Below are 25,435 nucleotides of genomic sequence, written 5' to 3'. Positions count from 1 at the left end.
ATCGAGTCCCGGTCGAATTTCGGCATGCCGAAATCGTTCCCGGTGAGGGGCCGTGCAGTAGTGGTGTGCCGCTGAAGCGGCGGGATGGCTGCTCGCAGAACCGTTCCGGCTCCGTGGCAACTCGGAGAACACTACGCATCGGGCGGGGGCGTGTCAACCGCCGTCAGTCGAGGTCGCTGAGGCGTCCCTCCGCGTCCGGCTGGGCGTCCTCCACTCGGCGCAGCAGGCGGGTCAACACCTCGCCCAGGAGGTGGCGTTCGGCGGGGGACAGGTCCTGGAGGAGTTCCTCTTCGAAGACGGAGGCCAGGCGCATGGCGGCGAGCCACTTCTCGCGGCCCTCGCGGGTCAGCTCCACGATGACGCGGACGCGGTTGTTCTCGTCGCGCTCGCGGGTGACCAGTCCTTCGCTCGCCATGCGGTCGATGCGGTGGGTCATGGCGGCCGGCGTGAGGCCGAGGCGTTTGGCGAGTTCGCCGGGGCCCAGTTGATAGGGGGCGCCGGAGACGACAAGGGCCTTGAGGACCTCCCATTCGGCGTTGCTCAGGCCGAGGGTGGCCGTCTGGCGTCCGTAGGCGACGTTCATCCGCCGGTTGAGGCGCTGGAGTGCGGAGACGACCTGCTCCACCTGGGGGTCGAGGTCTCGGAACTCGCGCTGGTAGGCCGCGATCTGTTCCTCGAGGCTCGGCTCGGCCGCGTCGGCGGCCGCATCTGAGGGCTCGGGCATGCGGCGCAGTATGGCACGGAAAATCGTTCGCCTTGAAGTCCTTGGTCATGTACTCTTTAGTTTCGAACTTTAGAGTTGAAGTCTTCACGTTCTTACGACATGACCTAGGTAGGTGAGTGTGACCACCGCGATGGGCGCCGCTCTGCGCCGGATCCAGCTCGGCAACGCGCTGAGCGCGTTCGGCAACGGCTTCACGGTTCCGTATCTGTACGTCTATGTGGCGAAGGTGCGGGATCTCGGTGCGAGTACGGCCGGTGTGGTGCTGGCGATGCTGGCGGTGGCCGCGCTGGTCGTGCTGCCGCTGACCGGCCGGGTCATCGACCGGCGCGGCCCGCTCCCGGTCGCCGTGGCCGGCACGGTCTCCGCGGCCGCCGGCGCGCTGGGCCTGGGCCTGTCCGCCACCGAGCCGCTGGTGATCGCGTCCGCGGTGGCGCTGGGCGCGGGGATAGCGGTGATCCAGCCGGCGCTGGCGACGATGATCGTCTGGTGCTCCACGACGGTCACCCGGTCGCGGGCGTTCGCCACCCAGTTCTTTCTGAACAACCTCGGGCTGGGCGTCGGCGGGCTGGTCGGCGGGCTGCTGGTCGATGAGCGTCACGCGTCGAGCTTCGTGCGGCTGTTCGCCATCGAGGCCGTGATGTTCCTGGTGCTGGGTGCCGCGATAGCGAGCGTCCGGCTGCCGCGGTCGCCGAAGGTCGAGGACGCGGTGCCGACCGAGGAGCGGGCGAAGGGTGCCTGGCGGGCGCTGTTCGCCGACCGGCGGATGGTGTGGCTGTGCGTGCTGGGGTTCGTCCTGTTCTTCGCCTGCTATGGGCAGTTCGAGTCGGGACTCGCGGCGTACGCCACCGAGGTCACCCGGATCGCGCCGGCCACCCTGGGCATCGCGCTGGCGGCCAACACCGCGGCGATCGTGGTGGCGCAGTTCGTGGTGCTGCGGCTCGTCGAGCGGCGGCGGCGCAGCCGGGTGATGGCGCTGGTGGGCATGGTGTGGACCGTGGCATGGCTCGCGGCCGGGCTGTCCGGGCTGGTGCACGGCTCGCAGGTGGTGGCGACGACGCTGCTGATCTCGACGTACGCGCTGTTCGGTATAGGTGAGTCGATGCTGTCTCCGACGGTGGCGCCGCTGGTCGCCGACCTGGCGCCGGTCTCGTTGATCGGGCAGTACAACTCGGCGTTCGCGCTGGTCAAGCAGTTGGCGCTGGCGGTCGGTCCGGCGGTGGGCGCGCTGATGGTGGGGCACGGGATGTCGGTGGCGTACATCGGGATGCTGGTGCTGTGCGCGCTGGGGATCACGGCGTTGTCGCTGCGGCTGGGGCGGATGCTGACCCCGGCGCAGGACAATCCGCACCGGTCGGCGCCGGCCCTGCCCGCGGCGCGGGTCGCGCCGGCCGAGCCGGTGGAGCGGATGGCCACGGCGGTCTGAGCCTCTGACCGCCGCGCGGTCCGCCCTCCTCGCTTCGTCACCGGTCCCGTGGTCATCCGATCGCGGGACCGGTCCTGTTTGCCCAAGGGCCGCACGGCGACCGTCGGGTCAGGAGCGGGGCAGGGCGAATTCGCACCAGACGGCCTTGCCGCCGCCGGGGGTGCGGCGCGAGCCCCAGGAGGAGGCGATGGTCGCGACGATGGAGATGCCGCGGCCGGCCTCGTCGGCCGGTTCGGCGCGGCGGCGGCGCGGGAGGTGGTCGTCGCCGTCGGTGACCTCGATGATCAGGCGGCGGTCCGTGCGGCGCAGTCGCAGGCGCATGGGCGGGGTGCCGTGCTGGAGGGAGTTGGCGACGAGTTCGCTGGCCGCCAGGACCCCGAGGTCGTGCAGTTCGGGGGAGAAGCGCCAGGAGGCGAGGACGCCGGAGGCGAAGGCGCGGGCGCGCGGGGCGGCTTCGGTGCCGCCGTGGAGTTCGAGGGCGGCGTTGTGGAACAGCTCGGCGTCGTGTCCGGTGCGCTCCGGGTGCTGGAGGACGAGGATCGCGACGTCGTCGTCGTGTGTGGCGGTGATGCCCAGGGAGCGCAGCAGCCGGTCGCAGACGATGTCCGGGGCGCCGGTGGCGCCGGCGAAGGCGCGCTCCAGGGCGTCCACGCCGTCGTCGATGTCCTTGTCGCGGCGTTCGACCAGGCCGTCGGTGTAGAGGACGGCGCTGCAGCCGGGGCCCAGGGGGACCGAGCCGGAGGTGTGCAGCCAGCCGCCGGTGCCCAGGGGCGGGCCGGTCGGCTCCGCGGCGCGGCGGACCGCGCCGTCCGGGTCGCGTACCAGGATGGGCAGGTGGCCGGCCGAGGCGTAGACCAGGCGGCCCTCGTTCGGGTCGTGGACGGCGTAGACGCAGGTGGCGATCTGGCTGGCGTCGATCTCGGCGGCGAGGCCGTCGAGGAGCTGGAGGACTTCGTGGGGCGGCAGGTCCAGGCGGGCGTAGGCGCGCACGGCGGTGCGGAGCTGGCCCATCACGGCGGCTGCGCGCACGCCCCGGCCCATGACGTCGCCGATCACCAGCGCGGTGCGGCCGGCGCCGAGGGTGATGACGTCGTACCAGTCGCCGCCGACCGCGGCGTCCAGGCCGCCCGGCTGGTAGGTGGCCGCCACCCGCAGGTCGTCCGGCTGCTCCAGTTCCTGGGGCAGCAGTGAGCGCTGGAGGGTGACCGCGGCCGCGCGCTGGCGGGCTTCGCTGGCCCGCAGGCGTTCGGCGGACTCGACCTGGTCGGTGACGTCGGCGCCGAAGACGAGTACGCCGTGGTGCGGGGCGACGCAGGCGATCTCGGGGTCGGGTGCCGGGCCGCTGGCGGCGACCTCGATGGGGGTGCAGGTGAAGGTGTAGTAGCCGTCGCGGGAGTGGTCGGAGCCGGCGCCGCCGGGGACGCGGCGGGCCTTGACCGTGCGGGGCTTGCCGCTGCGCAGGACCTGGTCCATCAGGGGGAGCAGGCCGAGTTCGTCCAGTTCGGGCAGGGCTTCGCGGGCCGTGCGGCCGGCCGGGCGGGGGCCGAAGACGGCGGCGTAGGCGCCGTTGACGTAGGCGATGCGGTGCTCGGGGCCGTAGACGACGGCCACCAGGGCGGGGATGGTGCCGAGGATGTCGTGGACGGACAGGGCGTCGACGGTGGGCGGCTCGTGGGCGGCCTCGGCGCGCTCGGCGCGGGCCGGGGGAACGGCGCCGGGGCCGGCCGGCGGGGTGTCCGTGGTGGTCTCCGGTGCCGGGGACGCGGTGGGCGCCGCTTCGGTGGTGGCACCGTCCGCCGGGGTGGCGGCGGGGGCCTGGTCCTCGGCGGGCCGGGCGGTCGTCGGCGCGACGGACGCGGCGGGGGGTGTGGCGCGGTCGGACCGCGCGGCACGCCGTTGGGTGCCGGGGAGCTTCGCGCTCCAGCGCGTGAAGATCACGGAGGGGTACCTCTTACTTCGCGTCGTCGCGCGGGATCGGGCCGTCGGCGTGGGGGTACCGCCCGGCCGAAGGCTGGGTGGGTGTCGGCTGGGAGCACTTTCGGCGCCCTCTGGCGGAATGCAGCAAACGTCCAGAATCCTCGTGATTGTCACTCTTTGCAGATACGAGCCCACCCATGGTCACACGACCAGTGTGGCCGACCGGACGGACATCCGTCAGACGCCGGGCGCCGTGGTGGAGTTCCGGCCGCCGGTCCCGCCGGCCGGTCCGGGCACCGGCGGGACGTCAACTCCCCTGGTGGGGGACGGATCCTCAGCTCGCTTCGTTGTGGCGGCCGGTGCCCGCGGCGAGTTCGAACTCGGCGCGCGGGTTCTCCAGCGAGCCGAGCGAGACGATCTCCCGCTTGAACAGGCCCGCCAGGGTCCACTCGGCGAGCACCCGGGCCTTGCGGTTGAAGGTCGGCACCCGGCTGAGGTGGTAGGCGCGGTGCATGAACCACGCCGGGTAGCCCTTCAGCTTGCGTCCGTAGACGTGGGCGACGCCCTTGTGCAGGCCCAGTGAGGCCACCGATCCGGCGTATTTGTGCGCGTAGTCCACGATCGGGCCGCCGCGGACCGCCGCGGCGACGTTCTCGGCGAGCACCTTGGCCTGGCGCAGGGCGTGCTGGGCATTGGGCGCGCACTCCGTGGCGGGCTCGTCGGGTTTCTTGGGCGGCGGGGCCGTCAGGTCGGGGACGGCGGCGGCGTCGCCGGCGGACCAGGCGTGTTCGACGCCGTCCACCTGGAGCGCGGCCGTGCACTTCAGGCGGCCGCGTCCGTTGAGCGGCAGCTTGGTCGCCGCCAGGATGGGGTGCGGTTTGACGCCGGCGGTCCACACCAGGGTCCTGGTCGGGAAGCGGGCGCCGTCGCTGAGGACGGCGACGCGGTTCTCGCAGGACTCCAGGCGGGTGTCGAGCCGTACGTCGATATTGCGTCCGCGCAGCTCACGGACGGCGTAACGGCCCATGTCCGGGCCCACTTCGGGCAGGATCCGGTCCGTCGCCTCGACCAGGATCCATTTCATGTCCTCGGGGTCGAGGTTGTGGTAGTAGCGGGAGGCGTAGCGGGCCATGTCCTCCAGTTCGGCCAGCGCCTCCACGCCCGCGTAGCCGCCGCCCACGAAGACGAAGGTCAGTGCGGCGTCGCGGACCGCGGGGTCGCGGGTGGAGGACGCGATGTCGAGCTGTTCGAGGACGTGGTTGCGCAGGCCGATGGCCTCTTCGACGGTCTTGAAGCCGATGCCGACGTCGGCGAGGCCGGGGACCGGCAGGGTCCGCGAGACCGAGCCCGGCGCGAGGACGAGTTCGTCGTACGCCACGACGACGGCGCCGTCGCCGGTCTCCTCCGCGGCCAGCGTGGTGATGGTGGCCTTCCGCTCCTCGTGATCGATGGCGGTGACCTCGCCGACGACGACCTTGCACTGGGAGAGCACGCGGCGCAGCGGGACGACGACGTGGCGCGGGGAGATGGAGCCGGCGGCGGCTTCGGGCAGGAACGGCTGGTACGTCATATAGGGCTCGGGGTCGACGACGATGACCTCGACCGTGCCCCGCCGCAGTTCCTGCTTCAGTTTCCGCTGGAGGTGCAGGGCGGTGTACATCCCGACGTAGCCACCGCCGACCACGAGAATGCGCGCTACGTCGTCTGAAGACACAGCCTTCACAGAGGTTCTCCTCGCGATGTCGACCAGGCCCGGGGCGGCACCGATCCGGGGCCGGCCGGCGGCGCGGCCACCATCGGGCGCTGCGCCCCCGGGAAAGCACAGCACTGTTCCATGACGCACCCCCGCAACGGCTTTGTCCACAGGCTCGGCGAAATGGATGACCGGACCCGGCCGGTGAGGCGGAGGGGCGCCTTCCGCTGCCGGGGGACGAGGTGCGCAGGTCAGGGCGGGGGTCAGGAGGGGAGAGAGCGGAGGTAACCGGGGCGGAACGGGCTCGTACTCCGATCGGGGGGCGGACTGTGCGGAACTGCCCTCTTCATTCTTGACCTGGGCTCAACTATGTTCGTATCTCGTTGGGGTGCACCCTCTTGTCGGTACACCCCGACCGTCAGGGCGGGGAGTCTCCGGGGGGAGACGTCATTACCGGGGGATCACTATGCATATTCAGGGCTCTCAATGGGCCGGTGCCGTCGCCACCGCGCACACATCGAACGACGTGGGCGCGGGCGGCACCGGTGACGGCGAAGGCAGTGGTAAGGGCGGGAACGGCGGACTAGGCGTCGCCGGCCACGCCGCGGGCGCCGGCCGCAGCACTCCGCTGCGGGTGGACGCCCAGCGCAATCTGGAGCATGTGCTGCGCGCCGCGCGGGAGGTGTTCGGCGAGCTGGGCTACGGCGCGCCGATGGAGGACGTCGCCCGGCGGGCCCGGGTCGGGGTGGGGACGGTCTACCGCCGTTTCCCGAGCAAGGACGTCCTGGTGCGCCGGATAGCCGAGGAGGAGACCTCTCGGCTGACGGAACAGGCGCGTACGGCGCTGGGCCAGGAGGACGACCCGTGGGCGGCGCTGTCGCGCTTCCTGCGGACCTCGGTCGCCTCGGGTGCCGGGCGGCTGCTGCCGCCGGGCATCCTGCGGGTGAGCGCGATGGCCGACCGGAGCGTGGAGCGCGCGGCGGACGGGGTGACGGAGGCGCGGGTGCCGCAGCAGCGGATGGCGTCCGCCACCGACGGGCTGTCCGCCGAGCAGCGGTGGGTGCGCGGGGAGAGCGGTGCGGGCGGCCCCGAAGCGGGGGACGGCGGCGCCGAGGAGACCGTGGGCGCGCAGGCGCTGCTGGAGGTCGTCGGGCGGCTCGTGGAGCGTGCGCGGGCGGCCGGTGAGCTGCGGGCCGATGTCACGGTGGCCGATGTCCTGCTGGTGATCGCCACGGGCGCGCCGTCGCTGCCCGACGCCGGGCATCAGCAGGCCGCGTCCGCGCGTCTGTTGGACATCCTGCTGGAAGGACTGCGTTCGCGGCCCGGCCGGTGAGTCGCGCGGGCCTCGGCCGTCCGGGTGGTCCCTCTCGCGGGGCGCCCGGGCGGCCGGGGCCGCCGCGTGGGGCGCGGAGTGTGCCCCGCCGGGGTGAACGGTAGCGCCCTCGTGCCAGAACGCGCCTCGGATGAGTGGTTGCCCGGCAGGACCCTGAGGCGCGGCCCTTCGGTGTGGCACGCTTGCGCGGTGTTCCGGTGTGACGGCGTGTTCGGGGGCCTCGGCGATGAGTGTTGACGGACGGGACGAGCAGCGTGGCGGCGCCGGGAGCGAGGGTTCGCCCGCCCGGCAGGTTCCCGGCCAGGGCGGCCGGTTGGGGGCCACTCCCCCGGCGGGCGGTCCGGGCGAGCGGCACGACCGCGCCGAGGACCCGGCCGCGGGCAGCGGCACCGGCCGCGGCGTGCCGGCGCAGCGCGAGCGTCCCGGTGGGGCGGCCCAGCGCGAGCGTCCCGGTGGGGCGGCGGCCGGCGACGCGCGCCGCGCCCCCCGCTCCGGGGATCCGCAACCACCGCCCTCCGACAGCGAGTTGATCGCCGGCATGCGGGCCGGCGACGACAGCGCGTACGAGGAGACCTACCGCAGGCACGCCGAGGCCGTGCGGCGCTACGCCCGCGGCTGCTGCCGGGACGCGCACACCGCCGAGGACCTGACCGGCGAGGTCTTCGCCCGCACGCTCCAGGCGGTGCGGGGCGGCGCGGGCCCGGACACCGCGGTCCGCGCGTATCTGCTGACCACCGTCCGCCGGGTCGCCGCCTCCTGGGCGAAGACCGCGAAACGCGAGCAACTGGTCGAGGATTTCGCGGTGTTCGCGGTGTCCTCGGCCGGGTCGTCCATGGATGACGACACCCTCGACCTGGGCGCGGACGTCCGCGCCATGCAGGAGGCGGAGCAGTCGATGGCGGTCCGGGCGTTCCGCAGCCTGCCCGAGCGCTATCAGACGGTGCTGTGGCACACCACGATCGAGGACGAGTCGCCGAGCGAGGTCGCCCCGCTGCTCGGGCTGACCGCCAACGCCACCGCCGTCCTCGCCCACCGCGCTCGCGAGGGCCTCAAGCAGGCGTATCTCCAGGCGCATGTGAGCCGGTCGCTGACCGACGGGGGCGACTGTGCCCGCTACGCCGACCGGCTCGGCGCGTACGCCCGCGGCGGGCTGCGGATGCGGGCCGAGCGGGGGCTGCGCAAGCACCTCGACGCCTGCGCCCGATGCCGTACGGCGGCTCTGGAGGTCGCGGATGTCAACGAGCGGATCGGCGCGGTCCTGCCGATCGCGGTGATCGGCTGGTTCGCCACCGGGTACGCCGTCAAGGCGGCCGCCGCGGTGGCCGGTGCGACGGGTGCGGGCGCCGCGGCGGGGGCCGGCGCTGCCGCGGCCGCCGGTGGCTCGGGCTCCGGTGCGGCGGGGGGCGCCGGCGGTGCGGCCGTCGGCGAGGGCCTGGGCGCGCCGGTGAAGATCGGTATCGGCGTCGGTGTGACGGTGGCGGCGGGCGCGGCACTGGCGCTGGCGCTGTCCGGCTCCCCGGGGCCGGCGCCGGAGCCGCAGGCGAAGCCGCCCCGCCCGGCGCCGTCCGCGCCGCGCGAGCCGTCGCCCGAGCCGCCGACGACACCCGCGCCGAAGCCGCCGCCCTCCCGGAAGCCCACGCCGGCGGCCGAGCCCCCGCCGCGCCCCACGCCGACCCCGAAACCGACTCCCCCCGAGCCGACCCGGGCCCCGAAGCCGCCGCCTCCCAGCCCCACGCCCACCCCTGAGCCGCCGACCCCGGCGCCCGCTCCCACCCCGTACCGCCTCAGCTCGCTGGACCACGACTTCACCGGCGACGGCACGAAACCGGAGGTGCGCACCCTCGACAGCGGCTGGCTGTGGCAGCGGCAGGGCCTGCGCATCGGCGGCACGACGTACGGCGACGGCGTGAGCGTGCACGGTCCGTCGTCGGTGCTCATCGACCTCAACCGCCCCTGCACGGCCTACGACGCCCTCGTCGGCGTCGACGATCTCAGCCTCGGCGTGGGTGCGCTGCGCTTCTCCGTCTACGCGGACGGGGAGCGGCTGTGGCGGTCGGGGCTGGTACGCGGCGGTGATCCGGCGGTGGCGGTGCACGTCCCGCTGACGGGCCGTAAGACGCTGCGGCTGGTGGTGGAGCCGCGGACGCCCGCCGATGTGGTGGCGCTGGGCGACTGGGCGCTGTCGCGGATCCGCTGCGGCTGAGGGCGGCGGGCCGCGTGCGCGGCGCGCGGCCGGGCCGCTGCGTCCCCGCCCGGTTCACGGCCCGGGCGGCTCCCAGCCCGCCCGGTTCAGAGCCGGGCCCGGTTCACAGCCGGGCCCGGGGCGGCACTCCCCCCGCGACCGCGCGCCGTCGCGGGGCCGAGGTGCCCGTCCAGCAGGTGCCCCGCCGGGCGAGGAGCCGCCGCAGCCACAGTTCCGTGGAGACCAGTTCGGCGAGGCCGTCCAGGGGGAGCGCGGCGCCCTCGGCCGCCGCGCGCAGGGCCTTGCGCACCACCCGTGCCTCCACCAGTCCGGCGTCGGCGAGCAGCGGGGCGTCGAAGAGCGCCACCAGGTCGCCGACGGCGCCGCGCAGCCCGGCGCGTACCGCCGCGGTGTGTGCGAGGCGGGAGGTCGCGCCCCAGCCGGGCGGCACCTCGCGTACGCCCGCGCCGGCGAGCACCGAGCGCAGGACCGCCGCCCGCGCCCCCGGCTGCACCCGCAGGGTGTCGGGCAGGGCGCGGCAGGCGAGCACCACCTGGTTGTCCAGGAACGGCGCGTGCAGGCGTTGGTCGCGTACCTCGGCGGCCTGCTCGAAGACGCGGTGGTCGGCGGCCTGGCGGGCCAGTGCGGCGCGGGCGCGGCGCTCTCCGGGGCGGCCCACGGCGGGCGAACGGCGCGCCGCGTCCGCAAGCCGCACCGACACCTCGGCCAGCGCCTCCCCCGTCAGCCAGCGCGCCGCGGGCCCGGGTCGGCACCAGGCCAGGGCCGCGAGCGAGGCGTCGACCGCCCCGTCGGACACCGGTTCGTCGGCGAACTGCCGCTCCAGGAGGCGGCGTGCGGTGTCGGCGAGTCCGGTGGAGTACGGCGTGCGGGCGAGTTTGCGGGCCGCGCGGTAGACGGTGAACGGGACCAGCACGGAGTGCGCGGAGGGCCCGTCGGCCTTGGCCAGCGCGGTGACCGGGCGCAGCAGGTGGCGTCGGCGGCGGTCCATGAGGAGGTCGGCGAGGCGGGCCGGGTGGGCGTCGAGGACCTGCCGCGCGCCGAGTCCGACGAAGTGGTCCGCGCTGCCGGAGAGCAGCCGCAGCCGGTGGCGGGCGGCGGTGGTGAGGGCGGGGCCGGGCTCGTCGGTGAGCGGGCCGCTGCCGAGGTCGGCGTAGGGCAGGGCCTCCTCGCCGGCCGCGACGACGACGTGCCGCAGCCGCGGGTTGTCGGCGATGCTGCGGGCGCGTTCCAGTTCGGCCCGGTGGTGGGCTGGGCTGCCGGTGGTGGCCAGGTCGTTGAAGGTGACGGCGAGCAGGCGTTCGCCGTGGCCGTTGAGCGTGCCGGGGCGGCCGGGCAGTCCCGCGGCCAGGAGGGCGAGCGTGCCCGAGGCGCTGCCCCCGGAGAGGTCGGCGCCGATGCCGGGGGCCGGTCCGCCGCGGGCGGCGCGCCGTTCGGCCGGTCCCATGCCGGGCACCGGGCCGGGGTCGAGGCCCATCGGTCCGTCCGGGTCGGGTGCGTGCAGCGGTCCGGCGAGGCGGGCGCGGACGGCTTCGACCAGGGCGGTGCGTACGCCGTCGACGGCCTGCTCGGGGGCGAGTTGGGGGGCGGCGACGGCGAGCGAGGCGGTCGGTTCGAAGGAGGTGATGTCGCCGGCCCCGCCGCGCAGCACCAGGGCGTGGCCGGGCGGCACCCGGCGGACCCCTTCGTACGGCGTGCCGCTGCCGAGCGCTTCGGGCACCTCGGGGCAGGCGAGGAGGGCGGCCAGGTGGCCCACGTCGAGGCCGGCTTCGACGAGGTCGGCGAGCGGCAGGGCGGCGGTGGCGTAGGCGGTGCCGCCGGCCCAGGGGGTGTGGAAGACGGGGCGGGCGCCGGCCAGATCACCGGTGACGGTGAGGCGGCGACCGGTCCGGACGACGGCGGTGTAGCTGCCCGGCCAGGCGGTGAGGTGGCGCAGCGCGCCGCCGCGGGCCGCGAACAGGCCCACTCTCAACTGGTCGTCGGTGGCGCCGCAGACGCCGAAGACGGCGAGCCGGGTCTCGGGGTCGGCCTGGACGACACGGACCTCGTCCGGCCGCCAGTCGCCGACCGCCCACAGCGGATCGGGGCCGTCCCACAGGAGTTGGGCGCCCACCGGGAGGACCGTACGGCTGTCCCCGTCGGCGGCCCGGCCCGTGGTGGCACTGCTCCACCCCACCAACCAGCGCATCGCCGCCTCCACCCGGTTCCCCGTCGTCCGCCGAGGGGCCAACGGCCGCCCCGTACAGCGGATTCCAAGCTGTTGTGGCGACCATGCTGCCATGACGGGCGCGCGTGGGAGAGGGTCGGGAGAACGGCGGGGGCGGTCGTGCCGACCCCGGGTGGCCCCCCGTGTGGCCCCCGGGGCGGTCCCCGAGCGGGTGGCGGCGGAAAAGCATCACCCACCACTTTTCGGCCAAAGTCCGTGCCGTGCTGTCCAGTTGACGCGTTCGGGTGCCGCGTGAACCGGTGCGGAGGGCCGGCCGGTGACCGGCTCGCGCGACGGTCCGGGAGGCGGGCTTCGCCTCCCGGACCGGACCGCCGCCCGCGGGGAATGAGGTGGCGGTGTCCCCCAGCCCACTGGATCCAGTGCAGCGGGCCGACCCACGCAGAACCCATGGAAGCGTTACGGCCCGGGAGCGGCCAACGCGCACGGACGGGCGCACGGGCACACGTACCCGGAGCACATGCCAATTCCCGTACCCCTGTTTGAACACGAATCTCGCCATCCGGGACGCCGACTCTTAACGGTAGGGATCCGGCGAACTACTCTGGGTGGACGCATGCCCCGGGGTACCGGGGCGGCCGTCGCTGTGTCGAGGGGTGCGCATGTCCAGGGATATACGCGGGCCGAACGAGAAGCTCGGCACCGTTCTCGCCCTCGCGGGTATCAGCAATGCCGGACTGGCGCGCCGGGTCAACGACCTCGGTGCGCAGCGCGGACTGACGCTTCGTTATGACAAGACGTCGGTAGCCCGGTGGGTTTCCAAGGGCATGGTGCCCCAAGGCGCCGCGCCCCACTTGATCGCGTCCGCGATCGGCAGCAAGCTCGGCCGGCCGGTGCCGCTGCACGAGATCGGGCTGGCCGACGCCGACCCGGCGCCCGAGGTGGGCCTGGCGTTTCCGCGCGACGTGGGTGCCGCGGTGCGCTCGGCGACCGAGTTGTACCGACTGGATCTGGCCGGACGGCGGGCCGGCGGGGGCGGCATCTGGCAGAGCCTGGCCGGATCCTTCGCCGTCAGCGCGTACGCGACGCCCGCCTCCCGCTGGCTGATATCCCCCGCCGACAGCTCGGTGGCGCGGGCCGCCGCCGAGGCGCGCGACAGGGACGCCGCGGCCGCCGGCGACGCGGGAATCCCGCAGCACGTCGGCCACAGCGACGTCACCAAGCTGCGCGAGGCGGCGGAGGACGCGCGCCGCTGGGACTCCAAGTACGGCGGCGGGGACTGGCGTTCGTCGATGGTGCCGGAGTGCCTGCGGGTGGACGCGGCGCCGCTGCTCCTGGCCTCCTACAGCGACGAGGTGGGCCGGGCGCTGTTCGGGGCCACCTCCGAACTCACCAGGCTGGCGGGCTGGATGGCCTTCGACACGGGTCAGCAGGAGGCCGCGCAGCGGTACTACATCCAGGCGCTGCGGCTCGCCCGCGCGGCCGCCGATGTGCCGCTGGGGGGATATGTCCTGGCCTCGATGTCACTCCAGGCGACGTACCGGGGCTTCGCCGACGAGGGCGTCGACCTGGCGCAGGCCGCTCTGGAGCGCAACCGCGGGCTGGCCACGGCCCGCACCATGAGCTTCTTCCGGCTGGTGGAGGCCCGGGCGCAGGCCAAGGCCGGCGAGGCGCGCGCCTGCGAGGTGGCGCTCAAGGCCGCCGAAGGCTGGCTGGAGCGCTCCCGGGGCGGCGACCCCGACCCCTCCTGGCTGGACTTCTACTCCTACGAACGCTTCGCCGCCGACGCCGCCGAGTGCTACCGCGACCTGCGCCTGCCCCGCCAGGTCCGGCGCTTCACCGAGCAGGCGCTGTCCCGGCCCACCGAGGAGTTCGTCCGCTCGCACGGCCTGCGACTGGTGGTGTCCGCGGTCGCCGAACTGGAGTCGGGCAACCTCGACGCGGCCTGCGCCGCGGGCACCCGCGCGGTCGAGGTGGCCGGCCGCATCTCCTCGGCCCGCACCACCGAGTACGTCCGCGACCTCCTGCACCGCCTGGAGCCGTACGGCGACGAACCGCGGGTGGTGGAGCTGCGCGAACGGGCGCGGCCGCTGCTGGCGGCGCCGGCTTAGGGGCGGCCTCGGCAGGCCGGGGCGCCGCCTCCGCCCCCTTCCTCCCCCCACCGCGTTGCCGGATTCGGATTGTCAGTGCCGCCCGTCATGATGGAGTACGTCGTCGGTGATGACGCGCGGGTCTGCGGCGAGGGCCGGTCCGCGGTCATGCGGTGGGGGAGGTTCGGGGCGGTTTGGGAGGTGCAGTGGCGGCGGCGTACGACTGCGATGTGCTGGTGATCGGTGCCGGCATCGTCGGACTCTCCACGGCCTGGGCGCTGACGCGGGCCGCGCCCGGCACGCGCGTCGTGGTCCTGGAGAAGGAGCCGGGCCCGGCCCGCCATCAGACCGGGCGCAACAGCGGCGTGATCCACAGCGGCATCTACTACCCACCCGGTTCGCTCAAGGCCCGCTTCGCCCTCCAGGGCTCGGCGGAGATGGTCAAATTCTGCCTCGAACACGACATTCCGCACGAAGTCACCGGCAAGCTGATCGTGGCCACCGAGCGCGACGAGCTGCCCCGGCTCCACGCCCTCATCCAGCGCGGCCGGGAACACGGCCTCCCGGTGCGTGAGCTGGGCCCCGCCCAGATAGCCGAGTACGAACCGGAGGTGCGCGGCCTGGCCGCCATCCATGTCGGCACCACCGGCGTCTGCGATTTCGGTGCCGTCGCCCGCCGGTTCGCCCAGCTCGCCACGGACGCCGGTGCCCGGATCGCGTACGGCGCCGAGGTGACCACCATCGGCCGCCGCCCCGGCCGCGTCGCGGTCCGTACGGCCGACGGCACGGTCTACCGCGCCCGCGCCCTGGTCAACTGCGCCGGCCTGCACTGCGACCGCGTGGCGCGGCTGGCGGGCGACGCTCCGGGCATGCGGATCGTCCCGTTCCGCGGCGAATACTTCACCCTCGCCCCGGAGCGCGCCGGCCTCGTCCGCGGCCTGGTCTACCCGGTGCCCGACCCGGCCTTCCCCTTCCTCGGCGTCCACCTCACCCGCGGCGTCGACGGCGCCGTCCACATCGGCCCGAACGCCGTCCCGGCCCTGGCCCGCGAGGGCTACGACTGGCGCACCCTGCGCCCCACCGAGCTGGCCGGCACCCTCGCCTTCCCCGGCTCCTGGCGGATAGCCCGCCGCCACTGGCGCTACGGCGCCGGCGAACTGCGCCGCTCCCTGTCCCGCCGCGCCTTCGCCGACGCCGTCCGCCGCCTGCTGCCGGCCGCCCGCGAGGAAGACCTCCTGCCCGCCCCGGCCGGCGTCCGCGCCCAGGCCGTCCTCCCCGACGGCACCCTCGTCGACGACTTCCTCTTCGCCACCTCCCCCGGCATCGTCCACGTCCTCAACGCCCCGTCCCCGGCCGCCACGGCCTCCCTCCCAATCGGCCGGGAGGTGGCGCGGCGGGTGCTGGGGGTGTTGGGGACGAGCGGCTGACGCAGGCGGCTCCCGGCACCGCCGCGCGCCCGTGAGGAACCGGGGGCGTGGGAGGAGCCGGGAGCCGTGAGGAATGACGCGGCCCAGGGTGGGCGAGCACCCCGGGCGGGCGGGCGTCAGTTGTTCGGTGCCTGGAATGCCTGGATGCTGGGCCGGTTGTCGCTCAGCCGCTCGCCCTGCATGTAGAGGACGTTGTTGCTGCCGTTCCAGCGGAGGGACATGAGCTTCGGCGGTCCGAGGGCGTCCTTGGGGTCGTAGACCGTCCCCAGCACCTTCTCCTTGCCGTCACGCGGATTGATCGCGATGACCGCCGGGTCCCCGCCCGGGGCCTGGCCCTCGGGCGAATCGGTCAGCACGATCACCCCTTCGTGGTCCACTCCGGCGATGCCCGCCGATCCGTGCTTCTTCCACAGGAGCTCGCCGGTCTTCAGGTCCATGGCCGCGAGGCCGCCGAGGGCTCCGTAGCTGGACACCAGCACCTGCTCGTCCTCGTCGACGTAGGTGGTGCGCGGCTCGAGATCCAGGTCCTTCAGTTCGCCTTCGAGCTTGAACGTCTTGTCCGGAGCACCCTCGTCCGTGTAGGTCGAGAGGGTCTGCTCGGCATCGATCACATTCGCTTCCTTGCTCATGCGAATCGTCAGAGGCTGGTCGGAGAGGATGTCGCCGACCGCCCGCCCGTCGCCCGAGACGGTCGAGTGGTTGCTGCCGTACTCCAGATCCTGGAGGGCCAGTTGCTTCTTCGGCTTCACGTCGTAGCAGTCACTGCCCACGGCCCGGTACTGGAGGCTCAACCCCACGGTGGTCGTGCACTCGTTACCGCGCGCGGTCAGCTCCCAGACCTTCGCACCGCCGTTGATGGTGAAACCGGCGTACGTACGCCCGATCGCGACAGCGACGACCTTCGAGTTCACGACCACCTGCGGGCTGTCCTCGGCGTCCCCGGACGAGAGGTTCTTCGACCAGAGCGTGCGTCCGGTGTCCGTGTCGATGACGGAGAGGAAGGAGCAGTCGTCGCCGCCCGCGTCGAAGATCACGGCGCCGACACCCTCGTGGCTCGACTCCTTGGACATGCCGCAGACCTCACCGGCGCCCTTGGGCGTCTTGGCCGTCCACTTCTTCTTGCCGCTCTTGCGGTTGTACGAGCGCACGCCGTCGCCGTCGCCGTAGATGACCTCGTCCCGGGTGAACCACATGGAGCGCAGCCCGTTCTCCTCCTGCCCCTCGCGCTCGGAAACGGTGGACGGCACCTCCCACAGCCGCGTCATCGCGTTCGCCGGCCGCTGCTCGGTCGGGGTGTCCGCGTCACCGGCCGTGAGCACGAAGTATCCGCCGACGCCGCAACCGATCAGCACGACCATGACGAGGGCCAGGATCAGCGGCACCGGCATACCGCTACGGGCCTGCCCGCCCGGCTGGCCGGGTCCGCCCTGGAACTGGGGCGCCGTGGGACCGCCGGGGAAGGGCGGTTGGTGGGGGCCGGGTGGGAAGTTGGGGCCGGGCTGCATCTGATTCGAGCCTGGCGCCTGATTCGGGAAGGGCGCCTGACTCGGGGCAGGGGCCTGATGCGGGACGTACGGCGGGGGCGGCTGCTGGCCGCCTTGCGGGGCGGGCGGATAGGCGTAACCGGCCTGCTGGGGCGGGGTCTGCGGCGGCGGGCCCTGCTGCGGGACTCCCTGCTGCGGATGCTGCGGGCCGGCCTGGGCGGGCTGGCCCTGTTGTCCTGGCTGGCCCGGCTGACCGGGCCCGCCCTGCTGACCGGCGTACGGTCCGGGATTCCCGGGCTGCTGGGCCTGCCCGGCGGGCGGCTGGCCCGGGGTGCCGTACGGCCCCTGGCCCATCGGCGCCTGCCCCTGCTGCGGTACGGGCTGCGGAGCGGCCTGTCCCGGGGCCGGCGGGCCAGCCGGCGGCGTCCCCGGCCCCCCCTGCCCCAGCGGCTGCGGCTGTCCCGGATTTTCGGCGCTTCCTTGGCCGCCCTGCGACACGATAAACAGACCCCCTGGTTGGATTGTGCAACGTCAGCGACGCATCGTATGCGTCCCGTCGCTCACCGCGCCAACCCTCTCCGCCGACATATCCGCCGCCCTCCCACCACAGCACGGCACCAGCGGCGCACGGGAAAACGGCAGCACAGCGAGGGCAGTCGGCAGTTGTCCACAGGGCCCGCCGCGGTCCTCAACCGCCCCCGTAGAATCGACACACTGTGTCCGAGTATCCCCGTACCCCCGAAACCGAGGCCCCGGAAGCCGACGCTCCGGAAGCCGGTACCGCGATAGCCGACGCCCCGGGGCGCCGCCGTGGGCCGATGTTCCCCGATGGGAGCGGCCCGGCGGCCGACCCCGCGGGCTCGCATCACGAGCGCCGTATCCGCTCGTTCCAGCCCCGCCGCAGCCGCGTCTCGCCCAGTCAGGCCGACGCGCTGCGCAGGCTGTGGCCGACATGGGGGCTGGATATCGACGGGCTCTCCCGGATCGACCTCGACGCGTTCTTCGACGGGCGGCCCGTCGTTCTGGAGATCGGCTTCGGTATGGGCGAGGCGACCGCGCAGATGGCCGCCGCCGACCCGGACACCGGCATCCTGGCCTGTGACGTGCACACTCCCGGCCAGGGCAACCTGCTCGGGCTCGCCGAGCGGAACGGCCTGACCAACATCCGGGTGGCCAACGGCGACGCGATCATCCTGCTGCGCGAGATGCTCGCCCCCGCCTCCCTCGCCGGACTGCGGGTCTACTTCCCCGACCCGTGGCCGAAAAAGCGCCATCACAAGCGCCGCCTGATCCAGCCGGAATTCGTCTCGCTGGCGACCACCCGACTCGCGCCCGGCGCGCTCGTGCACTGCGCGACGGACTGGGAGCCGTACGCCGAGCAGATGCTCGACGTCCTCTCCGCCGAGCCGACCCTGGAAAACCTCCACCCCTCCTACGCGCCCCGCCCGGACTTCCGCCCCCTGACCAGGTTCGAGGGCCAGGGCCTGGACAAGGGCCACGTCGTCCACGACCTCCTCTTCCGCCGGCGGGGGGAGTAGCGCGGTCGTCGCGGCCGGCACGGGGCGGCGGTCGCCGCGGGTTACCGGGATGTCGTCGCCTCAGGCACGAGGTGGCCGTCGCGCGGGCACGTGACGGCCGTCGCCGCAGGCACCCGGGCGGTCGTCCCCGCAGGCACCGGGCGGTCGTCCCCGCTGGCACGCGGCGGCGAGCCCGCAGCCGTGCCGTTCCTCCGAACCCGCGCTCGGGTCGGCGCGACACCGCACGCCATGGCGCATCGCCCCGGCTCGTTAGGGTCGATAGGTGTATCCGCCGCAGCCGCCCCCGCCTCCGCACCGCCAGGCGTACGCGACCGAACCGCTCCACCGGCCACACGAGTCCCCCGAGCCGCGCACCTCCCCTCAGCCACACCACCCGGACGGCCACACGGACGGCCACCCGCACGGCGAGCCACACAGCGCCCCATGCCCCCGGCCGCACCCCGACACCCGGCTCTCTGCACCCCTCCACGCCCGTCACGCGCTGCCGGCACCCGCCTCCCACCGCCGCCCGACCCACCGGTCCCACGGGGCGCACGGGGCACACCGACCCCACGGTCACAGCAAACCCGTCCGCGCCATAGCCCTCGCCTGCCTCATCTCCCTCCTCGCCCTCTGCGGTGTGCTCACCTTCGGCATCGTCCGCCAGGAGACCGGGACCCAGGGCCTTCTGGTCGGGCTCGGCCTCGCCGTCCTTCCCGTTCCTCTCCTGATCTCGGCGTTCCGCTGGCTCGACCGGATAGAACCCGAGCCGTGGCGCAACCTGGCCTTCGCCTTCGCCTGGGGCGCCTGCGCCGCCACGCTCGTCGCGGTGCTCGCCAACGGCTTCGCCACCGACTGGCTGGCCGCCACGTTCACGTCCGCGTCCCCGTCCGAAGCCGAGGCATGGGGTTCGACCGTGATCGCCCCGATCATCGAGGAGCCGGTCAAGGCCGCCGCCGTCCTTCTCCTCTACCGCTTCCGCCGACGCGACTTCGACGGCATCACCGACGGCATCGTCATCGCGGGCATCACCGCCACCGGCTTCGCGTTCACCGAGAACGTCCTCTACCTTGGCGACGCGTTCGGCGAGGACCAGTCCCTAGGCCACTCCGGACTGGACTCGCTCACCGCGGGCACCTTCTTCATCCGGGTCATCGTGTCCCCGTTCGCCCACCCGCTCTTCACGGTCCTCACCGGCCTGGCGTTCGGCACGGCCGCCACCCGCTACCCCCGCCGCCGCGCCAGCCGCAGCGCGCTCGCCCTCCTCGGCCTGCTCACGGCGATCCTCCTGCACGCCATCTGGAACGGCGCCTCATCCCTGAGCGACCTCGGCTTCCTGCTGGTCTACGGCCTGTTCATGGTCCCCGTCTTCATCGCCGTGACCTGGCTCGCCCTCTGGGCCCGCCGCCAGGAGCTGCTCTCCCTGCGTGGTTACCTCGCCCCCTACGCCGCCGCCGGCTGGCTCGCCCCCGGCGAACCCGCGGCGCTCTCCTCCCTCAAGACCCGCGCGCTGGCCCGCGACATGGCCCGCCGCACCCACGGCCCCGCCGCCGCCCGCGCCGTCACCGAATACGCCGCTCTGGCCACCGCCCTAGCCTTCCACCGCCGCCGCGCCCACCTCACGGGCCCCACCCCCGACTTCACCACCCGAGAAGCCACCCTCCTCCACCACCTCCAACACCACCGCCCCTGGGCCCAACCGGCCCTGACCGACGCCTTCCTCAGAACACATGGGTCGGTGGACGGTCCCGCTCGGAGCGGGCAGTAACCACAGCCAAAAGGCCGTATCCAGGCGTCTACGAAAGGCCGTCGAGCACGGCGGGCGAAACGCTTCGCCCCTCCCAGCGACTGCGGTGCTGGCGCACACGCTCCACATCTATCTGGTGTTCCTTGACGCAATCCAATGCCCGAATGAATTTCTGCGTCAGGCCGTCGATCACTTCCAATCCGTCGGTGAGCTGAAGAGCGCCCCGGTCAAAAAGCGTATGACAGTTCGGGCAGAGACACAGGACGTTTTCGACCTTGTCCGGTCCGTTGTGGGGTTTGCCCAGCGCATGAATATGAGCCGCCTCGCTAATTGCATTTCCGTCGGGGGAAACCACCAGCCGCAGGCCACACATCTGGCAGGTGTTGTCGTACATCTCCTTGACCGTCCGCACGACCGCCGTATCGCGCAGCCGGCGCTCGCAGGCGAGGGCCCGACGGAATTCGTCTTCTACGTCGGTAACCGCGCCGCCGTGACTGGAGATGGGTTGCGGCTTCACCGTTTCGTCCGGAGCCAGCTCAAGGAGCCGGAACTGGCAGACGCGGAACCCCTCCTTGCCGACGGTGATCCAGTTGTCCGCCACCCGGAAAAGGCCGCAGCGCCCCGGAGATTCCTCTTCCCGATTGGCGGTGCACGCCCTTGGCATGGAGCTCTGCGTGACCCTTGAAGCGCTGTCCTTCGTACACACCCGGTGGGGTACCGAAACTCACGGAGTTCGCCGTTGTCGCCTTCGTCATGGACGCATACTTCCAACTATGCGATCACTCCACGCCACCGACGAACACACTGTGGCGACTCGCACAACTCGCGGGCAGAGGAGATCCGCACGCCGCTTCGAAAAGCATCCACACGCAAGCGTAGGCTCGGACCGACTTATCACGTGATGGGGAGGTTTCTGTGATGGCTGGTATGCCGACGAGTGTCGTTGCGGCGGGTGGGCTCGTGGCCGGGTATGGGGTGGCTCGGTGGACCAAGAAGCGGCCGTTGGGTGGGGTGGCGTTGGCGGCCGCCGGGGCGGTGGCGGCTCGGGGTTGGCAGCAGAAGGCCGGGGGTGCGACGGCGGCCGCGTTGAGCGGGGCTTATGTGGCGGCGTTTGCCGGGTCCCATCCGTTGGCCAAGAAGATCGGGGCCTGGTCTGCGGTGTTCGCGGTGGCCGGTGGGGTCGCGCTGGCCTCGTGGGCGGCGGTCGACCGGCGGGCGTCGTAGCCGGGTTGATGCAGCCGGGTCGATGCAGCCGGGTTGATCTAGCCGGGTTGTTCGTAGCCGGTTAGTCGTATCTGGGAGTTTCGTCGCCGGGATGCCGTAGCCGGGATCCCGTAGCCGGGATCCCGTAGCCGCCGGTTGATGTTGATGGGGCGGGCAAGGGTGCGGGCCGGGGCGGATGATCGTCCCGGCCCGCGACTGTGTCCGTAGGGGCCTCGGGCGCGTCGTCGGACAAACCCTGCGCCGGCGGCCCCGCTTCCGTCCCCGGGGTTGGTGGTTAGGCCGATGCCTCGTTGAGGAGGGTCAGTTCGGGGGTGGTGAGGGTGAGGTCGGCGACGGCGAGGAGGGCCGGGAGCTGGGTTGTGGTGCGGGCGCTGGCGATCGGGGCGACGACGGTGGGCTGGGCGGCGAGCCAGGCGAGGGCGACGGTGGCGATCTCGGCGGAGTGTGCCTGTGCCACCTGGTCGAGGGCGGCGAGGACCTTGCGGCCGCGGTCGGTGGCCAGATGCTTGGCGGCACCCTCGGAGCGGGCGCTGTCGACGCTCGCGCCCGGACGGTACTTGCCGGTCAGGAAGCCGGACGCGAGGGCGAAGTACGGGACCGCGCCCAGGCCGTGGCGGGCGGCCACGTCGGCGAGTTCGCCTTCGTACGTGTCGCGGGAGACCAGGTTGTAGTGGGGCTGGAGGGCCACATAACGGGCCACGCCCTCGCGGGCCGAGAAGGCCAGGGACTCGTCGAGGCGTCGCGCGGAGATGTTGGAGGCGGCGATCTCGCGGACCTTGCCGGCCTGGACGAGGTCGTCGAGGGCGGTGAGGAACTCCCCGACCTCGACCGACTCGTCGTCGTAGTGGGTGTAGTAGAGGTCGATGTAGTCGGTGCGCAGGCGGGTGAGGGACTCGTCGACCGCTCCCTTGAGGGTGGCGGCGGACAGGCCCTTGTAGTCCGGGTGGGCGCCGGCCTTGGTGGCGATGACGACGTCGTCACGGTTGCCGCGCGCCGTCAGCCAGTTGCCGATGACGGTTTCGGACTCGCCGCCCTTGTTGCCCGGCACCCAGGCCGAGTAGACGTCGGCGGTGTCGATGAAGTTGCCGCCCCCCGCCACGTACGCGTCGAGCACGGCGAAGGACTCGGCCTCGTCCGCCGTCCAGCCGAAGACGTTGCCGCCGAGGGAGAGGGGGGAGACGGAGAGCGAGCCGAGGGTCTTGTGTGTCGCGGTGGTCATGTGTTGCTGCAGCGTTGTGGGGGTGGGGAGTTATTCCGCGAGGGTGGTCCGTGGGGGTGGCGGGCTGACGGGGCGTCGGGCGATTGCGGAGGCCAGGTGGGACGCCGGGCTGACGCAGCCCCGGTGGGCATCGAGCTGACGGGCCAACCGCGTCCGACTGACAGAGCAGCCGGGCATCAGCCTGACGGGCCGGCCAGCCATCGGATGACGAGGCGGCCGGCCATCGGCCGACCCCTCAGACGCTCACCCCGTGCTCGCGCAGCCAAGGCATCGGGTCGATCGGGTCGCCGGCGCCCGGGCGGACCTCCAGGTGGAGGTGGGGGCCGGTGACGTTGCCGGTGGCGCCGACGCGGGCGATGATGTCGCCGGTGTTGACCTTGCCGGAGGTCTTCAGCATCGAGGACAGGTGGCAGAACCAGAGTTCGGTGCCGTCGTCGAGGGTGAGGACGATGCGGTAGCCGTACGAGCCGGCCCAGCCCGCCTGGGTGATGGTGCCGGAGTGCACGGCCTTGACGGGAGTGCCGGTCGGGGCGGCGAAGTCCTGGCCGGTGTGGTCCGCGGCCCAGCGGTCGCCGGCCTGGCCGAAGCTGGCCGTGAGGGTGTAGGAGGTGACGGGCGAGACGAAGTTCCGCGCCAGTTCGGCGAGGCGCTCGGCCTCCGCCTTGCGGCGTGCCGCCTCCTCGGCCTCGCGCTTGGCCTCCGCCTCCGCCGCCTTCTTGGCGGCCGCGGCCTTCTCGGCCGCCTTCTGGCTCTCGGACGCTGCCTGCTCGGCCTGTTTGACGGCGGCGGCTTCGGCGGCGTCGCGCGCTTCGCGCTCGGCGGCGCCCCGCTGCGCGTCGGCCTGCTGGAGGATGCGGTTGCGCAGGGCCTCGCCCGCGTCCTTGCCCTGGGCCGCCAGAGGGGCCGTGGCGGCGGTGGCCGGGGCGGCCGCGGAGGCGGAGTCGGCGTCCGGGTCGGATATGAGGTCGCCTATGCCGGGGAGGGACTTGGCGTCCGGAAGCTTCGCCGCGAGGTCGCCGGCCATGCCGCCGATGTCGGGCATCGAGATCGGTACCGGCGGCCGGCCCTCGGCCGTGGCGATCCCGCCCGCGCCGACGGCCGCGATGACGCCGACGCCCAGGACCGTGCCGCTGCGGGCGAGTCCGCCGCCGCGCTGCTTGGCCACCCGGTGCTTGCCGCGGACGGGACGGACGGATTCCTCGGTGGGATTCCACTCTTCCCAGGGGCCGTCGCCGTCCCGGTCGGCGGCGTCGAATCCGAAGCTGTGACCGCGGCCCTCGACGGGGCCTCCGTCGAAGGGGCTTCGCTCATCGTCGAAGCGGCTTCGCTCGGCGGGGTCGTAGGCGGACGGAGCCTCGGAGGCAGACCTGTTGGACGCCACGGGGGCGCACTCCTTTCCTTCCTTCTCGCCTACCGGGTTAGCTGACGGGTTCGGAGCAGGAAGGTCTCCTACGGGCGCCTCTGGCGGGAGGCGTCCGATTCACCCCAAGGGGATGGTTCCCCGGTTCCCTCGGCGCGGCTCGTGCGATCCGGTCCCCGTACGTCCGGGAGATTCGGCGCGGTCCGGTCATTTCGGCGCGGCTCGGCTACGCGGCGATGCGTCGCGGTGATGCGTCGCGGTGTGGCCTCACGGTGGTGCGTGCCGAGGTGCGGAATGACCGGGGTGGCGTGAAGTCCTGGGCGGGCGGGGGCTGGAGTGCGTGAAGTGCGCTTACGGGATTCGGCGTCGGCCGCGCGGTGCCGCCTCTTGCGACGGCTGGGACGACCGCGCTGCGTTATCGGACAGTAATAGAGGTGGCAGTCGATTTCCAAGCGTTCCAGCGAATCCGTACGTGCTCCGTACGAGCTTTGGCGAGGACTTTTTCACCCACCGAGGGCGCAAACCGGGCGAGTTGACCGACGGCCTTCAAACGATCTTCCGGCGATTGTGCGCCAGTTGTTATGCGGAGGGGTGCACGGCAATTACGCAGCGTGAGAGCAGTAACGTCGGAACATGGTCGTCAACGTCGCCAACGCCTTCCACAACGCGCAGACAGTGGCGGATCGGTACCGGGAATTCGCCTGGCAGCAGGCGCGCGGGCAGTCCGACGCGCACGAAGAGCTGACGTTCCGGATCAGCCAGGACACGGAGTTCTGCGAACTGCTCGCCGGCTCGCTGCCCGCCGGCAACAAGCGCCAGCCGAACCTCCTCCTCGGCGCCGTCCGCTATCTCGACGGCCCGCACGCCGAACAGGGCCCGCGCGGGGAGGCGGCGTACGGGCGGTGGCGCGAGTGGACGATCCGGCACTGGGACGAGGTCCGCTCGGTGATCATCCGCCGCTCCACCCAGACCAACGAGCCGGCCCGCTGCGCCACGCTGCTGCCGCTGCTCGCCGGCCTGCCGCAGCCGCTCGCCCTGCTGGAGGTCGGCACGTCGGCCGGGCTGTGCCTGCACCCGGACCGCTACCGGTACCGGTATCTGCCGGAGCGGGCCGCCCGTGGTGCGGAGGGCGCCGACGAGGACTTCTGGGCACCACTGGGGCAGGGGGTGGTCGAGGTGGGCGCTCCCGACAGTCCGGTGACCTTCGAGTGCCGGACGTCGGAGAGCCGGACGTACGGCTGCCGTACGTCCGAGCGCCATACGCCGGAAAGCCCGGCAGACGAGATCCCCACGCCCGAGAACCCTCCCGCCGAGTGGCCGCTGCCCGAGATCGTCTGGCGCGCCGGCATCGATCTCCATCCGCTCGACCCGGTCGCCGACCCCGACGACCTCCGCTGGCTACGGGCCCTGGTCTGGCCGGGCCAGGACGGCCGCACGGAGCGGCTGTCGGCCGCCATCGAGGCGGTACGGGCGGCGCCGCGCCCGCGGATCGTGCGCGGCGATCTGCTGGACGAGCTGCCCGCGCTGGCCGCTGAGGCCCCGGCGGACGCCACGCTCGTCATCTTCCACAGCGCCGTACTGACCTACCTCCCGCTCGCCCGCCGCGAGGAGTTCGCCGCCCTCGTCCGGTCGCTGCTCGCCGAGCGGAACGGTCCCGGGCACTGGATCTCCAACGAGCACCACACCGTCCTGCCCTGGATCACCGCGCCGGCGCACCACCTCCCACGCCCGCAGGACGCCCATCTGCTGACCCTCGCCCTGGACGAGCGCCCGGTCGCGCTCACCGGCCCGCACGGCCAGAGCCTGCGCCGACTGGTAGGGGACGGGGGGCGCGCACCCGAGGCTGACACACGCGCCTGAGGCGAAGGAGGGCACGTCACAAGCCCGTTTCCGAGCGCCCCCTCCCCCGCGTT

17 protein-coding genes and 1 riboswitch are annotated in these 25,435 nt (G+C 73.2%); of the genes, 9 read left to right on the top strand and 8 right to left on the bottom strand.

Annotated elements, in window-relative coordinates; translation table 11 throughout:
• Positions 1–163 precede the first annotated feature (163 nt).
• Positions 164–724: a MarR family winged helix-turn-helix transcriptional regulator gene (locus tag ACZ45Z_RS31825; RefSeq protein ID WP_468369897.1), complete on the bottom strand. Its 561-nt coding sequence runs from the start codon at positions 722–724 to the stop codon at positions 164–166.
• Positions 725–842: 118 nt separating this feature from the next.
• Between ACZ45Z_RS31825 and ACZ45Z_RS31820 the strand changes: the two genes are divergently transcribed.
• On the top strand, positions 843–2,147 hold the full coding sequence (locus ACZ45Z_RS31820; protein WP_468369905.1) for an MFS transporter: 1,305 nt from the start codon (positions 843–845) through the stop codon (positions 2,145–2,147).
• Between the two features lie 108 nt (positions 2,148–2,255).
• Here the strand turns inward: ACZ45Z_RS31820 and ACZ45Z_RS31815 are convergent, their stop codons facing one another.
• Positions 2,256–4,085 carry an ATP-binding SpoIIE family protein phosphatase gene (locus ACZ45Z_RS31815; protein WP_468369895.1) on the bottom strand — a complete coding sequence of 610 codons (1,830 nt, stop codon included), beginning with the start codon at positions 4,083–4,085 and terminating at the stop codon, positions 2,256–2,258.
• Positions 4,086–4,398: 313 nt separating this feature from the next.
• Positions 4,399–5,778, bottom strand: a complete 1,380-nt coding sequence (locus tag ACZ45Z_RS31810; protein WP_468369903.1) for an NAD(P)/FAD-dependent oxidoreductase — start codon at positions 5,776–5,778, stop codon at positions 4,399–4,401.
• Between the two features lie 445 nt (positions 5,779–6,223).
• On the opposite strand from ACZ45Z_RS31810, the gene ACZ45Z_RS31805 reads away from it, so the two are divergent.
• On the top strand, positions 6,224–7,090 hold the full coding sequence (locus tag ACZ45Z_RS31805; RefSeq protein ID WP_468369892.1) for a TetR/AcrR family transcriptional regulator: 867 nt from the start codon (positions 6,224–6,226) through the stop codon (positions 7,088–7,090).
• Between the two features lie 226 nt (positions 7,091–7,316).
• Positions 7,317–9,293, top strand: a complete 1,977-nt coding sequence (locus ACZ45Z_RS31800) for a sigma-70 family RNA polymerase sigma factor (RefSeq protein WP_468369890.1) — start codon at positions 7,317–7,319, stop codon at positions 9,291–9,293.
• Positions 9,294–9,396: 103 nt separating this feature from the next.
• On the opposite strand, the gene ACZ45Z_RS31795 is transcribed toward ACZ45Z_RS31800, so the two are convergent.
• Entirely contained in the window at positions 9,397–11,478 is a 2,082-nt protein-coding gene (locus ACZ45Z_RS31795; RefSeq protein ID WP_468369887.1) for an asparagine synthase-related protein, read from the bottom strand.
• Positions 11,479–12,116: 638 nt separating this feature from the next.
• Between ACZ45Z_RS31795 and ACZ45Z_RS31790 the strand changes: the two genes are divergently transcribed.
• On the top strand, positions 12,117–13,565 hold the full coding sequence (locus ACZ45Z_RS31790; RefSeq protein WP_468369884.1) for an MFS transporter: 1,449 nt from the start codon (positions 12,117–12,119) through the stop codon (positions 13,563–13,565).
• Between the two features lie 173 nt (positions 13,566–13,738).
• Positions 13,739–14,971, top strand: a complete 1,233-nt coding sequence (lhgO, locus tag ACZ45Z_RS31785) for an L-2-hydroxyglutarate oxidase (protein ID WP_468369881.1) — start codon at positions 13,739–13,741, stop codon at positions 14,969–14,971.
• Positions 14,972–15,087: 116 nt separating this feature from the next.
• On the opposite strand, the gene ACZ45Z_RS31780 is transcribed toward lhgO, so the two are convergent.
• Positions 15,088–16,809, bottom strand: a complete 1,722-nt coding sequence (locus ACZ45Z_RS31780; protein WP_468369879.1) for an outer membrane protein assembly factor BamB family protein — start codon at positions 16,807–16,809, stop codon at positions 15,088–15,090.
• Between the two features lie 362 nt (positions 16,810–17,171).
• On the opposite strand from ACZ45Z_RS31780, the gene trmB reads away from it, so the two are divergent.
• Positions 17,172–17,993: a tRNA (guanosine(46)-N7)-methyltransferase TrmB gene (gene trmB, locus ACZ45Z_RS31775; RefSeq protein ID WP_468369877.1), complete on the top strand. Its 822-nt coding sequence runs from the start codon at positions 17,172–17,174 to the stop codon at positions 17,991–17,993.
• A gap of 619 nt (positions 17,994–18,612) precedes the next feature.
• Complete coding sequence (locus ACZ45Z_RS31770; protein WP_468369874.1) at positions 18,613–19,740, top strand: PrsW family intramembrane metalloprotease; 1,128 nt, start codon at positions 18,613–18,615, stop codon at positions 19,738–19,740.
• A 28-nt stretch (positions 19,741–19,768) separates the two neighbouring features.
• Here ACZ45Z_RS31770 and ACZ45Z_RS31765 read toward each other — a convergent pair whose 3' ends face one another.
• Entirely contained in the window at positions 19,769–20,320 is a 552-nt protein-coding gene (locus ACZ45Z_RS31765; RefSeq protein ID WP_468369871.1) for an HNH endonuclease, read from the bottom strand.
• 317 nt (positions 20,321–20,637) lie between these two features.
• Here ACZ45Z_RS31765 and ACZ45Z_RS31760 point away from each other — a divergent pair, with 317 nt between their 5' ends.
• A complete protein-coding gene (locus ACZ45Z_RS31760; protein ID WP_468369868.1) occupies positions 20,638–20,943 on the top strand; it encodes a hypothetical protein in 306 nt (101 codons plus the stop codon).
• Positions 20,944–21,217: 274 nt separating this feature from the next.
• On the opposite strand, the gene ACZ45Z_RS31755 is transcribed toward ACZ45Z_RS31760, so the two are convergent.
• Together ACZ45Z_RS31755 and ACZ45Z_RS31750 are read right to left on the bottom strand one after the other, a co-directional pair.
• Positions 21,218–22,162 (bottom strand): aldo/keto reductase, encoded by a 945-nt coding sequence (locus ACZ45Z_RS31755; RefSeq protein WP_468369866.1) that lies wholly within the window; start codon positions 22,160–22,162, stop codon positions 21,218–21,220.
• A 235-nt stretch (positions 22,163–22,397) separates the two neighbouring features.
• A complete protein-coding gene (locus ACZ45Z_RS31750; RefSeq protein ID WP_468369863.1) occupies positions 22,398–23,543 on the bottom strand; it encodes a M23 family metallopeptidase in 1,146 nt (381 codons plus the stop codon).
• Positions 23,544–23,554: 11 nt separating this feature from the next.
• Positions 23,555–23,688, bottom strand: a riboswitch (cyclic di-AMP (ydaO/yuaA leader).
• Positions 23,689–24,155: 467 nt separating this feature from the next.
• Here ACZ45Z_RS31750 and ACZ45Z_RS31745 point away from each other — a divergent pair.
• On the top strand, positions 24,156–25,382 hold the full coding sequence (locus ACZ45Z_RS31745; RefSeq protein WP_468369861.1) for a DUF2332 domain-containing protein: 1,227 nt from the start codon (positions 24,156–24,158) through the stop codon (positions 25,380–25,382).
• The last annotated feature ends 53 nt before the right edge of the window (positions 25,383–25,435 follow it).

This window comes from Streptomyces sp. NPDC031210 (assembly GCF_055570395.1).
Note: the sequence above shows the minus strand (reverse complement) of the source record. Positions and strands in the feature narration are given on the sequence as shown.

Excerpts from the sequence above, each read along its gene's own strand:
- ACZ45Z_RS31825 (WP_468369897.1), bottom strand. The coding sequence starts at position 724 with ATGCCCGAGCCCTCAGATGCGGCCGCCGACGCGGCCGAGCCGAGCCTC.
- ACZ45Z_RS31805 (WP_468369892.1), top strand. The coding sequence starts at position 6,224 with ATGCATATTCAGGGCTCTCAATGGGCCGGTGCCGTCGCCACCGCGCAC.
- ACZ45Z_RS31800 (WP_468369890.1), top strand. The coding sequence starts at position 7,317 with ATGAGTGTTGACGGACGGGACGAGCAGCGTGGCGGCGCCGGGAGCGAG.
- ACZ45Z_RS31795 (WP_468369887.1), bottom strand. The coding sequence starts at position 11,478 with ATGCGCTGGTTGGTGGGGTGGAGCAGTGCCACCACGGGCCGGGCCGCC.
- ACZ45Z_RS31790 (WP_468369884.1), top strand. The coding sequence starts at position 12,117 with ATGTCCAGGGATATACGCGGGCCGAACGAGAAGCTCGGCACCGTTCTC.
- ACZ45Z_RS31780 (WP_468369879.1), bottom strand. The coding sequence starts at position 16,809 with ATGGGCCAGGGGCCGTACGGCACCCCGGGCCAGCCGCCCGCCGGGCAG.
- ACZ45Z_RS31760 (WP_468369868.1), top strand. The coding sequence starts at position 20,638 with ATGGCTGGTATGCCGACGAGTGTCGTTGCGGCGGGTGGGCTCGTGGCC.
- ACZ45Z_RS31755 (WP_468369866.1), bottom strand. The coding sequence starts at position 22,162 with ATGACCACCGCGACACACAAGACCCTCGGCTCGCTCTCCGTCTCCCCC.
- ACZ45Z_RS31745 (WP_468369861.1), top strand. The coding sequence starts at position 24,156 with ATGGTCGTCAACGTCGCCAACGCCTTCCACAACGCGCAGACAGTGGCG.